Below are 11,972 nucleotides of genomic sequence, written 5' to 3'. Positions count from 1 at the left end.
AAAGGGATAAGAGCGGCTTTAGCCGATCGTTCCCATTTGTTGAAGTCACTTCCTTTCTGCCTCTGCGAACCCGACTAGAAAGGGTGTGAGAGGATGAGGGACTTGCCGGCCACCAATTTGCTTTTGACAGCCTCTCTGCAAATTGAAGTCACCATTTTGCCTTCAAGGACTTTGAGTGCAAATAGAAAGTGACAATCTGCATCCAGGAATTCTGAGTACAATTAGAAAGCGGCTATTTGCATGCAGCAGCTTCGAACACAACTAGAAAATAGCTATTTGCATCCAGGGCCTCTGAGCACAAATAGAAAGCTTCAAGCACCATCTAATACAGAACAGCTCATTAAGCAAGAATCTGGCAAGGCAAAGTCCGTCCTTGCCAGATTCTTTTCATTGTGAAAGCCCCAAAACAAAAAGGCCAGGCCATTTCTCACACTTATAATCTGAGAAAGCCTCGCCTTTTTAAAGGTGCTTCTGTTTTTTTAATTGGGCCTTGTAATGGTGGTTGACCAGGGCATTATATTCCTTATTGGCGCTCTCCAATTCCTTAGCTGCCATCCAATCATAGACCAAGCGCCCATAACGAAGAATCTGCCGCTCGGACATCCGATCTTCCTGGCTCTCTGCTTCCTGGTAGGCAAGCAGGTAGTCTTTGATCTGAGCCATGGCCAGGTCAAAGCGGCGGTAAATCACTGTAGCAATAACGTGTTGGACCTTATCACTTGGCAGGGGACTAACAAGCTGTCTCTCCATGAAATAACCCAAAAGAATGCCCACTAAGATATAAATTTCTAGATTCTTGGGCGTATCTGCCCGCGTGCCCATGAGCACATTAATCAGGTGGTCGACTTCCTTTTGCAGGCCAGAGAGCTGGCTGATTTCTTCTTCTGAGAGGGCAAATTCCTCGCGAATCCGTCGCTCATGGGCGTGGACAAAGTCAGGAAAATGTTGGCGAAAGCTCGGATCCTTGAAGGGCAAGTCCGCCTGACTAGTGACCATTTCGACCTTTTCCAATGTATCATTGTAGACAAAGTGCTTGCCATAGTAAGCTGAAAATTGAAAATCCGCCCCTTGTGGATAATGGTAGATGCCAGAGATAGCTGGTTCGATCTGGGCCACCCGGTTGATGTCCACATAAACCATACTCTTCTCATCCATCAGGCTCACTTGGTTATCCCGCTCAGACAAAAAGCGCCAACCACTGTCCCCGTCGAAACGCCCTGCCTCGCGCCAAGCCCATAACAAAGCTCCCTGCTTCTTCAAGAGGGTACGCGATGCGGCACACTGACCACCATTTGGAATCCATTGCTTCATCTTCAATCTCCTATCACTGAAAGGCTTTTAATCATTTTAACATAAAATTTTACCGGGCAACAGACGAGGCAAAAGGGATTCATTTTCCTTTTTGGGATTATTAGCGTATAATTAATTTGTTAGAGAAATATTAATAAGGAGGAATGTATTATGAGTCTCGTTGATGAGCTGTACAAGCGTTTGGATGAGAAAGAAGATCAAATGATCGAAATTCGTCGTCACTTCCATGAGAATCCAGAAGTATCATTTGAAGAAAAGGAAACGGCCCAATATATTGCCGATTTCTATAAGGACCTTGACTGTGATGTGCGGACGAATGTCGGTAATGGTTATGGCTTAGTTGTCACTATCGATACAGGCAAAGAAGGTAAGACCCTTGCCCTCCGTGCCGACTTCGATGCCCTGCCCATAACAGAAGATACCGGCCTCGACTTCTCATCCAAAAAAGAAGGCGCCATGCACGCTTGTGGCCATGATGCCCATACTGCCTACCTGATGGTTCTTGCTCAAACCCTAATCGAAATGAAAGACCAACTTAGCGGCAAATTCGTCATCATCCACCAAAATGCAGAAGAAGTCGCACCAGGTGGCGCGAAATCAATGATTGAAGACGGCGCCTTAGACGGGGTTGACAATATTATTGCCCTCCACGTGATGACCAATATGCCAACTGGGGGCGTCTTCTACCATGAGGGCAATGCCCATACTGGCCGGTCCAACTTCAAGGTGAAGATCCACGGTAAGGGTGGCCATGCCTCATCCCCTCACCAAGCCAACGATACCATCGTCGCTGCCTCCTACTTTGTTACAGAAATTCAAAGTGTGGTTAGTCGGCGCTTGAACCCATTCGATGTGGGTTCTATCACCATTGGTAACTTCGACGCAGCTGGTGCCAACAACGCCATCCAAGGCGAAGTCACACTGGGTGGGGACGTGCGTGCCATGTCACAAGAAGTCCGTGACATCATCGAGCATGAAGTCAAAGCCAAACTTGAAGGCCTCAAGAACTCCTTTGGCATCACTTACGACCTTCACTACGAAAACGACTACCCAGTCGCCTACAACGATCCAAAAGTCACAGAATTCGCTATCAAAGCCATCAAGGACCACCCATTCGACCAACTCACAGAAGGAGTGGACACCGAACAACCTCAACCCCCATCGGATGACATTGCCTACTTCCTCCAAGAAGTTCCAGGCCTCTACCTCTGGGTCGGCGCCGCACCAAAAGATGGCGAAGCCTACCCACACCACCATCCAAAATTCGTCATGGACGAAGACGCCATGCTCATTGCAGCCAAATCCGTTGCAGCCTTCATCGGCGAATATGTAGAAAACAACGGCGTAGAGTAAGGAAGGGTGTGAGGGTGCGCGGTTAGCTTCCTTTCACTGGAGCAAGTCACCAGAGCAGTCTTTAGGATTGCGGCGAAGATTTGTGAACTGACAAGGAAGTTGCGCAACCGAGCCCAACTATAGGGTGTGAGGGCGCGCTTACGCTTCCAACACGCCACCCCCTTCAACAATACAAAACAAACTCCGCCAGAAACTAGTACGCCTAGTCTCTGGCGGAGTTTTTATATCGGTATCATCTGCTATTACTGACTATTGACAACAACTATGAGCATTAAAACTCATCATAGAACACTAGGCAGCAAGAGTCAGCTAATGTCCTACCGTATTACTGACGCCAATTTCGAATTTTCTTCTCAAGTTCACGTTGCCGGCGTAGAATATCAATCACCGTATCCGCTGTAAATACCGCAAGGGCAATGGCTAAGGCCGTAAACATAGTGGTTGCTAGCTCACTCAGGCCACGCGAATAGTCGGATTGGATGAGATACAAGGCGGTCCGATACATCCCTCCCCCAGGCACCAGGGTATAGAAGCCTGGAATAAAGAAAACCGTAACCGGCTGGTGATAGCGCCGAGAGAACCATTGGGACATCCCAGCAATCGCCAGACTCGCAATGTAGGTGGCGCCTCCAACTTCTAAAGTCAAAAAATCTAAACATATTAAATAAACCAACCAACCTGTCGCCGCAATCACTGAAGCCCGATAAATTTGACGTGGCGGAGTTTGCACACAGATAGAACAGGTATAGCCAACAAAATACGCCGCAATAATCTGCAAGATAAAATTAATCATCCTCTAATCCTCCCTATAATAATCAGGGCGATCAAAGAACCCAATGCAATCATTAAAGCTTGGAAGAATGCTTCCATCGCCCGGGCCCCACCTGCTAGATAATCTTCATGGAAAATATCGCGCAAGGAATTAGTAATCGCTGTTCCTGGCACCAAAGGCATCAGCGTAGAAACAATCACAATCCCCAGAGAAACATTAGGGAAATACCAAGCCTGCATAGCATAGGCAAAAAGCGTGATCATCATGGTACAGAAAACATTCTCGACCGGGCTAGAAATCTCATAACGAGCCGTCATATACATCAGCCCTGATAAGAAGACCGCATCAAAAGTCGTCACTATAAACTCATCGACACCGCCTCCAAAGAGAATAGCAAAGCACATTCCCAAACCAATCACGCCAATAAAACGCATGTGTATCGGGTAAGGATTACTTTCCGAATCGATCTTTAGTAATTTTAGATAAGCTACAGCCAATGTAATTTCCCCATTAGATAATTGCCTAGAGACCGTATTTACCTTCGAAACCTTGTGGAGAACACTCCCCCTGGTTTGGATCCGCTTAATGCCCACGAGTCGATTATTCGCTTCATTCAGGTCATCAAGTGACGCATAGAGCCCCGTTGCATAGGATATTGCTACGGTTGAATAAAGGTTCGAATAACTTAAGATGCGCTCCATGGTATCTTCCACGCGGTAGGTTTCAGAGTTACTCTCCGTCATAATCTTTCCAGCTAACAGGGCCGTCTCTAAGAGTAATTTCTTAGGTACTTGCTTCTCATCTACGGCCATTCCCGTCACTCCCTCCACCATCACATTATAATTACTCTTTATTTTATCATATTGTTCCTCTAATATTGTAGACAAAATATAAAAAATGAGATTTTACTCCCAATAGAACACTTACAATTACACCTTTCATAAATATTATCAAATATATATATATAAAGGGCTTACATGTTTTACTTGTGAAATCCCTAATTTAATGATACTATAATTTTGACGATAAAAGTCAGAAAAAAATTATGGAGGTATAGCATATGTCAAGAGATGTTGTATTTGATTATATTGATAAGGAATTTGAACGCCAGCAAAATGGGATTGAGTTAATCGCGAGTGAAAACTGGGTATCCCCAGCTGTTCGTGAAGCTCAAGGTTCTGTACTCACTAACAAATACGCTGAAGGCTATCCTGGCCGCCGCTACTATGGTGGGTGCGAGTTTGTCGACGAAATCGAAACCCTAGCTATTGACCGCTTGAAAGAACTTTTTGGCGCTGAATATGCCAACGTTCAACCCCATTCAGGTGCTCAAGCCAATATGGCTGTTTATTCTGCCCTTTTACAACCAGGTGACAAGGTACTTGGCATGAACTTGACAGATGGTGGCCACTTAACACACGGCTCTAAAGTGAACTCAAGTGGTAAACTCTATGATTTCGCTGACTATGGCGTAGACAAAGAAACTGAAACGATCGACTACGACAAACTTGAAGAAACAGCTAAAGAAGTTAAACCAAAATTAATCGTAGCAGGGGCTTCTGCTTATGCCCGTGAGATTGACTTCAAACGTATTGGTGAAATTGCTAAGGCTGTTGATGCTTACTTCATGGTTGATATGGCCCACATTGCGGGATTAGTAGCTGTTGGTCTCCACCAAAATCCAGTTCCTTATGCCGATGTTGTCACTTCAACAACCCATAAGACCTTACGTGGCCCACGTGGCGGGGTTATCTTATCCAATAACCAAGACCTCTTCAAGAAATTAAACTCTGCGGTCTTCCCAGGCATGCAAGGGGGCCCATTAGAGCACGTTATCGCCGCTAAGGCCGTTGCTTTCGGTGAAGCTCTCGACGATTCCTTCAAAGATTATCAAAACCAAATCGTTAAGAATGCTAAAGCAATGGAAAAAGTATTCAGTGAGAGCGGTCTCCACATGGTATCTGGTGGGACAGACAACCACTTAATCTTACTCAAGGTAATCGACCGCGACCTAACTGGTCAAGAAGTTGAAGCGGCTTTAGATGAAGTTGGCATCACTGTAAACAAGAATACCATCCCATTCGAAACTTTAAGCCCAACTAAAGCATCTGGTATTCGTTTAGGGACACCTGCCATCACTTCTCGCGGCTTCAAGGAAGAAGAAGCAGCTAAAGTGGCTGAATGGATTGTTCGCATCATTGAAAATATCAATGACAACAAGGTGAAAGAAGAAGTGAAACAAGAAGTTCAAGAGTTAGTGAAGGACTTCCCACTTCAATAGCGTTCACTTAATCTAACTAAATAAAACGGCACCGGAGCAGCTTAACCAGAAGTTGCTTCGGTGCCGTTTTTTATTATCAAAAGATGCAAGACAATTCCATCTTTTTAATCTTCAATAATATCATTCGTTGTGTAAACCCGCTGGTTGCGGAAAATATAGCTTGTAAGGAAACCAACAGCTACCCCGCATAGCAAACAGATAGCCCCAGCAATCAAAACTTTGTGCGGTGGATTATCCGCTAAGGGCGCTAAAATCCCAGGAATAATGGAAGCCGTTCCTGGCGTGTTATTGACTAAATCGGTCATCGCAACATACATGCCGGAAATAGCTCCAGTGAGGGTACTCGTCACATAAACTGGCAAGGGGTTAGCCGTTACTAAGTGGGCTTGAGTTAAGGGCTCCAAGGCCACACTTAGACTTTCCTCACGCGTACCAATCTTTAAGCGACTAAAGAGTAAATAGTTAGCCGTTGCTGAAGAAAAGATTGCCAAGCCAGCGATTGCCATTGCTTTCCCCGTCAGCCCCATCATAGCTGTTAAGGCCATGGAACTGAGTGGTGCCGTTGAAACTACCGTAAAGACGGCGCCCAAAACAGCCCCCATAAAGAGTGGACTGGATTGAGAAGCGGCTTCAATAATAGTCCCTATTTGAGCTAAAGCACTATCAATGATAGGTGCGATCAAGGCAGCAATGGCGTAGGCAATCGGTAAAGCCGTTGCCGCAACGACAAAAACATCCAAGCTCCCATTGACTTTCTCTTGAATGTACCGCACAAGGAAGGATATTAAATAGGCAGCAATAAAACCGGGCAAGATGCCAAATTGCATCATGGACAAAGCAATCAGTAAAGAGTTCACAGGACTTGCTCCTAGACGTAAAAGCACCATCCCTGCAGCTGCTACCCCTGCTAAAGAACCATTGGCTTCAGCAATTCCATTTAAGAAAGGGACATCCAAAATCGTTCCAAAAAGGGCACCGTAAACAGCTTCAACCAAGAAACTAGCAACTGCTGCATCGGCTAGGGCACTCATCGTTTTTGCCCCATAAGGTGCTTTAAAGCTAAATAGAGTAAAGAAGGATAGGATCAAAGCTAAGTAAAATAAACCTAATAGTACATCCATAATTTAACTCCCACGAGCTCTCAGACTAGTGGGAACTCCTTTCTGTAGAAGACCCCTACATAACAATCTGCTGTTTAAACCACTCCCTCATCCCCATAAGGTAGTAAGCTTATTAGCTCTTACAATTGTAGTATAACATATTTATAAGCGTTTTAAAAATATAGAATTCTGTGTCTATAAAAACCTTAACAAGTCAGCCTCAATTTGCTATTTATTAAGAAATTATTAGGACAAATAACGAATTAATTCTAATTGAAAGCAATTCGGCTCAAAAGAATAAGCTGCCTCATCAATCATTGCCGCAATAATTTCAGGATTTATTTGGTCCTCGCGAATGCCTAAGAGGTCTTCGTAATACTCTTCCACCTCGTATTGACGAGGCTTCTGGAGTTGGTCCATCAATTCCTCGATATCAGCTGGTGCTTTAGGCATGGCAGCCGTCAAGTGAATAACGACCTCTTCCGCTTCAAAGGTAATCTCAACCCTAAGGTCCTTGACCCGGTAGTTGAAGAAATAATCCATCATCTCACTTGCAATTAATTTAGCTTTCCGAAATTCTTGAGCGTTCGGCACGGTCTCGCCTCCATTCTGCAATTGTCTCTAAGACAGGGGCCATTGTTGCAGCAACAAAGCCACCTGAAAAACCATTATTGTATAAATTTAAACCGGCATGGACGCCCCCTACATTATTCACCAGGGTCGCATGTAAGGCGCCCGCTAAGAAGCCTGCTAAGGGCCCATAATGCCCTGCAATCGGAGCTAAGGTGGTTCCAAATAGCGCCGCTAGAATGGCTGAGGTCATATCAGGATCGTGGGTCAGCATAAAGTGCTGCATCAAGAAGATCCCCAAGACCACGGGCGTCACATTGCGAGGATGTTTCCCAAAGGCGGCAAAGCCCATAACCGTCAAAATCCCTCCCATAACCGGACCGTTGAGTACACCACCCAAGGCTATTAGATAAGCTATCGCTAGGAGTCCCAGGATGCCAACATTCACTAGCGTCAAAGCTGATCCATGTAAGAGAACAAAGTCTGTGACAGAAGTTCCTGCCTCGCGGTTCAAAGCTCGGTAACCCTTAAACGAAAAGCGGTTGGCACTCCAGCCCATCAAGATTAGGAAGAGGCAGAGCAAGATAACAAAGCCAAAGACCGGCCCATAGTTCACCGTCACCTGAATATTCTCCACCTCAACAGCCAGCTTAAAGGACCGCATGACGCTAGCCACCACCATAGCCAAAACCCCACTAGTAAAGCCTAGATTATAGAGGTTAAAACCCAGGTGGAAGCGGAGGAAGGAAGAAGCAATGGGACTCACCACAAAGCCAACAAAAATACCCAAAGCATAGCCCAGAGGAATTCCCCAAGCCAAGGGCAGTCCCTGACCGAAACTCACCAGACTCACAACAGGACTCAAAGCCGTTGAAAAGAGGGCTGTCAGCAGGACTTTTTTAAAAGGGATAGATAAAAACTTTGTATAGAGCCAAGCCCCCATCATAAAGGGAATAGTATTGAATAAATTTTTGCCAAAAAAAGCAAAACCTGTTACAGTAAAGAGTGCCGCAAAAAGTGGTCCTGTCATCCATTTGGCATGGCGGCTCACCATAAAAGCATTCAGTAACATAAGGATCCCGGCATTAACAAAGGTCGCCCCGTAGCCTCCGACGGCAAAATAGTCCGTCAATAAATTCGAGGGCGCGATGAGAATCTGCCAGTAGCCCTGCAAAAGTTCAGGCAGGGGCTGGATTAAAAGACCACAAACAATAAAAAATAGGGCCAAAAGGTATAAAAAGTTGCTAGAAATGAGATTCTTCTTTAAAAAATAGGCATCGAGATGTTCGAGTAGAGTGCCTAGCAAATGGATCCCCCCTTAAGCTTTACTTATTTTGTCAAAAAAACTTTTAACCGCATCCACCCTTTCTCGCGATAGGGCCCATTCGACGAAAAGCGCAACAGCCGCCCCCACCAAGGTATCCACTAAGCGCCAGAAAACATAGAGGATCCGTTCCTGGTCGGGAATGGAATAGAGGACGATCGTATAAATCGCAATGGAACCTACAATCGCTTGCGAGGAATTAAAAGCATTGCCTAAGATAATGGTGAGCATAACACCCAAAGCAGGAAAGAGATAAGAAAAAATCTGCCAATTAGGGAAGAGGGTCATCAAAGAAACACAGAGAAGGGCCATCAAGCCCCCAATAAAATTCCCAAAAATCCGGTGGCGGCCATATTTATTGGTCGACTGGAAATCCGTTCGCTGGCTAAATCCAGCAGACAAGGCAGCAATCTGGGGGGAATGGGTGCTAAAGAGATCATATAGCAAGGCGATTAAAAAGAAACTGAGACCTGTCTTAAAAGTGCGCATTCCTAAGTGAAATCTTGTCTGTCCCATGCCAAGGGCTCCTTTCATCTTGACAAAAACTTTATAAGTAACATAATAGCGGTCAAGTTAGTAATTAACAAGTCTAAATTTAAAGAAAATCTAAATAAAAGCATTTTGAAAAAGAAAATAGGAGGAGACGCATTGGAAAAATCATCCCTAACACCAAGTGAACGTGAACAAGTTGCCGACATCATTGTCAATGCCTTCGAAGACAAAATCCACTATGTTTGGATTATGACCAGCGACAAGGCCAAAGCCAAACGCCTGATCGCTAAACACTTCAATGAAGACCAATTAATCGTCGTACGCGACCAGGGCAAGATCCAAGGCATCCTCTCCTATGAAAGCCGAGACCAACCCAACTTCCTCCCCATCCCCTGGCAGAGCTTCCGCCAAGAATTCGGCTTCTTCCCCTCCCTAATCCGCAGCCTGGGCTACCACATCTACAAGCACAGCCAAAGTAAAGCCCAAGCAAGAGACTGGCACATTGACCTCCTCGCCGTCCACTCCCAAGCCAGGGGCCAAGGCATCGGTAGCCAACTCCTCCAAAAAGCCAGCCAAGCCGCCAAGGCCGACCACAAACAACAAGTAATCCTAGAAGTCGTCAACAGCAACCCCCGCGGCAAAAAATTCTACGAACAAAACGGCTTCAAAACCAGCGACCACCAAACTATCCCCCGTCTCTTCCAACCCTTCACCAAAGCCGCCAACTTCAACAGCTTCTATATCATGAAAAAAAGAGTGTGAAAAAACAGGGTGTGAGCAGAGGCGTTCAGAAAGGAATGACTGGAGGCAAAAGGGATAAGAGCGGCTTTAGCCGATCGTTCCCATTTGCTGAAGTCACTTCCTTTCTGCCTCTGCGAACCCGACTACAGGGTGTGAGGGCGCACGGGTAGAAGTGGACCTCTGGAGCAAAGCAACAGAGAAGACTGAAAGTCTTCGGCGGCGCTTTGTGAAGAGGAGCCACTTCTGCGCGACCGAACCCGACTAGACAGGGTGTGAGACTTGGCGCTTAGACTCGGATGATTGGAGCAAGGCAGGATAAGAGCGAAGTATTCGCTCGTTTCTGACTTGTGAAATCACTCCGAGTCTGCCAAGTCGAACCCAACTAGACAGGGTGCGAAGGCTAGCGGGAGAACTAGACCTCTGGAGCCAAAAGCCAGAGAAGATACTGCCCCCAAAGACTTGGACTTTTCAAAAAGAATAAATGGATACCTTTCAATTAAATAAACCAGCTATAAACCGCTCAATAACAGTGTTTGTAGGCAGTTTTATCTAAAATTTTACCGAAAATCAAGACCTAAGCTGTGAGCAAGGGCATTCGCTTAGATGAAAAACTCATCCCAAGCAAGATAGCAATCTAAACTAAAAGGCAGCTAAGCGAGAAATGATTGGTTTTCTCGCTTAGCTGCCTTTTTATCTTCTTAGCTATTCCAAATATCATTCAAAATATTAGTTTGTTCGCGATCAGGGCCGACAGAGAAGGTAGAGATTTTAACCCCCACTAATTCACTGACGCGTTCCACATAACGACGGGCATTGTCAGGTAGGTCATCAAGGCTCTTGCAAGCTGTAATATCTTCTGACCAACCAGGCAGCGTTTCATAAATAGGGGTACAATCAGCCAATTCTTTAAGGCTGGCAGGATAGTAATCGATGCGACTGCCATCTGATTTCTCGTAAGCCACGCAGATCTTCACTTCTCCCAGACCAGATAAGACATCGACACAGTTCAAGCTGAGATCGGTTAAGCCAGAGATACGTTTAGAGTGGCGCATCACCACAGCGTCGAACCAACCTACCCGGCGTGGCCGACCCGTTGTCGTCCCATATTCATGACCCACTTCGCGGATGCGGTCGCCTACTTCATCAAAGAGCTCAGTTGGGAAGGCCCCTTCCCCCACTCGTGAGGTATAGGCCTTGCAGACCCCAACAACCTTATCAATCTGGGTTGCACCGATCCCGGTCCCAATGGTGGCGCCCCCAGCTACAGGATTTGAAGAGGTCACAAAAGGATAGGTCCCTTGGTCAATATCCAACATATTACCTTGGGCCCCTTCGAAGAGAACCCGTTGCCCTTGGTCCATCAACTGACCAATCAAATAAGAAGAATCCGCCACATAATCTTTAACTTCTTGACCATAAGCATAGTAGCTTTCAAAAATAGAGTCAAAATCTAAAGCTTGTCCTTGGTAAATCTTTTCAATGATTTGGTTATGATAAGCAAGATTTGCCTTTAATTTTTCCGCAAAGCTATCCTTTTCTAGTAAATCACAGAAACGAATCCCGATCCGAGCTGCTTTATCAGTATAAGCAGGGCCGATCCCTTTAATGGTCGTTCCAATCTTTTGGTCGCCCTTAGCTTCTTCTTGGAGTCGGTCTAATTCAATGTGGTAGGGCAGGATGACATGGGCCCGGTTGGAAATCCGTAAGCCGCTCGTGTCTACACCATTCTCCTTAAGATAGTTCAATTCCTTGACTAAGGCTTGGGGATTGACGACAACCCCATTGCCAATAATGGATAACTTATCTGGCGAGAAGATACCAGAAGGAATGAGGTGGAGGGCAAATTTCTTCCCATCGAATTGGATGGTATGGCCGGCATTATCTCCGCCCTGGTAGCGGACAATAGCGCTAGCCTCCTTAGCTAGGAAGTCCGTAATCTTCCCTTTCCCTTCGTCTCCCCACTGTGTTCCAACAACAACAATTCCAGACATAATTCCAAGTCCTTTCTCGATTGGCTTATCCATAGAT

General features: G+C 45.7%; 11 protein-coding genes. 3 read left to right on the top strand and 8 right to left on the bottom strand.

From position 1 onward, the window contains the following. Positions 1-459: 459 nt before the first annotated feature. The gene (locus QP339_RS08160) at positions 460-1,311 is read right to left on the bottom strand and encodes an immunity protein Imm33 domain-containing protein (RefSeq protein WP_284911096.1); all 852 of its coding nucleotides are present in this window, start codon (positions 1,309-1,311) and stop codon (positions 460-462) included. Between the two features lie 150 nt (positions 1,312-1,461). Here QP339_RS08160 and QP339_RS08155 point away from each other — a divergent pair, with 150 nt between their 5' ends. Then, positions 1,462-2,664, top strand: coding sequence for an amidohydrolase (locus tag QP339_RS08155; protein WP_284911095.1), 1,203 nt, complete (start codon positions 1,462-1,464; stop codon positions 2,662-2,664). A gap of 325 nt (positions 2,665-2,989) precedes the next feature. Here QP339_RS08155 and QP339_RS08150 read toward each other — a convergent pair whose 3' ends face one another. Both QP339_RS08150 and QP339_RS08145 read right to left on the bottom strand, forming a co-directional pair. Further along, the gene (locus QP339_RS08150; protein ID WP_284911094.1) at positions 2,990-3,457 is read right to left on the bottom strand and encodes a threonine/serine exporter family protein; all 468 of its coding nucleotides are present in this window, start codon (positions 3,455-3,457) and stop codon (positions 2,990-2,992) included. Beyond that, on the bottom strand, positions 3,454-4,248 hold the full coding sequence (locus QP339_RS08145; protein WP_070620458.1) for a threonine/serine exporter family protein: 795 nt from the start codon (positions 4,246-4,248) through the stop codon (positions 3,454-3,456). Before QP339_RS08145 ends, QP339_RS08150 begins: the two co-directional genes overlap by 4 nt. A 248-nt stretch (positions 4,249-4,496) precedes the next feature. On the opposite strand from QP339_RS08145, the gene glyA reads away from it, so the two are divergent. Then, positions 4,497-5,717 (top strand): serine hydroxymethyltransferase, encoded by a 1,221-nt coding sequence (gene glyA / locus QP339_RS08140; RefSeq protein ID WP_284911093.1) that lies wholly within the window; start codon positions 4,497-4,499, stop codon positions 5,715-5,717. A 104-nt stretch (positions 5,718-5,821) separates the two neighbouring features. On the opposite strand, the gene QP339_RS08135 is transcribed toward glyA, so the two are convergent. The 4 genes from QP339_RS08135 to QP339_RS08120 form a co-directional block, all read right to left on the bottom strand. After that, positions 5,822-6,838: a PTS sugar transporter subunit IIC gene (locus tag QP339_RS08135; protein ID WP_284911092.1), complete on the bottom strand. Its 1,017-nt coding sequence runs from the start codon at positions 6,836-6,838 to the stop codon at positions 5,822-5,824. 225 nt (positions 6,839-7,063) lie between these two features. Then, positions 7,064-7,411 (bottom strand): hypothetical protein, encoded by a 348-nt coding sequence (locus QP339_RS08130; protein ID WP_284911091.1) that lies wholly within the window; start codon positions 7,409-7,411, stop codon positions 7,064-7,066. Beyond that, entirely contained in the window at positions 7,380-8,693 is a 1,314-nt protein-coding gene (locus QP339_RS08125; RefSeq protein WP_284911090.1) for a DUF1576 domain-containing protein, read from the bottom strand. The genes QP339_RS08130 and QP339_RS08125 overlap by 32 nt, the downstream gene beginning before the upstream one ends. Before the next feature lie 12 nt (positions 8,694-8,705). After that, the gene (locus QP339_RS08120; RefSeq protein ID WP_070620443.1) at positions 8,706-9,227 is read right to left on the bottom strand and encodes an FUSC family protein; all 522 of its coding nucleotides are present in this window, start codon (positions 9,225-9,227) and stop codon (positions 8,706-8,708) included. 132 nt (positions 9,228-9,359) lie between these two features. Here QP339_RS08120 and QP339_RS08115 point away from each other — a divergent pair, with 132 nt between their 5' ends. Next, positions 9,360-9,965: a GNAT family N-acetyltransferase gene (locus QP339_RS08115; protein ID WP_284911089.1), complete on the top strand. Its 606-nt coding sequence runs from the start codon at positions 9,360-9,362 to the stop codon at positions 9,963-9,965. Between the two features lie 677 nt (positions 9,966-10,642). Here the strand turns inward: QP339_RS08115 and QP339_RS08110 are convergent. Next, complete coding sequence (locus QP339_RS08110; RefSeq protein ID WP_284911088.1) at positions 10,643-11,935, bottom strand: adenylosuccinate synthase; 1,293 nt, start codon at positions 11,933-11,935, stop codon at positions 10,643-10,645. Positions 11,936-11,972 lie beyond the last annotated feature (37 nt).

The sequence above is a fragment of the Aerococcus sp. UMB7834 genome, assembly GCF_030215145.1.
Classification (GTDB): Bacteria; Bacillota; Bacilli; order Lactobacillales; family Aerococcaceae; genus Aerococcus.
This window is presented reverse-complemented; position numbering and strand designations above follow the sequence as displayed.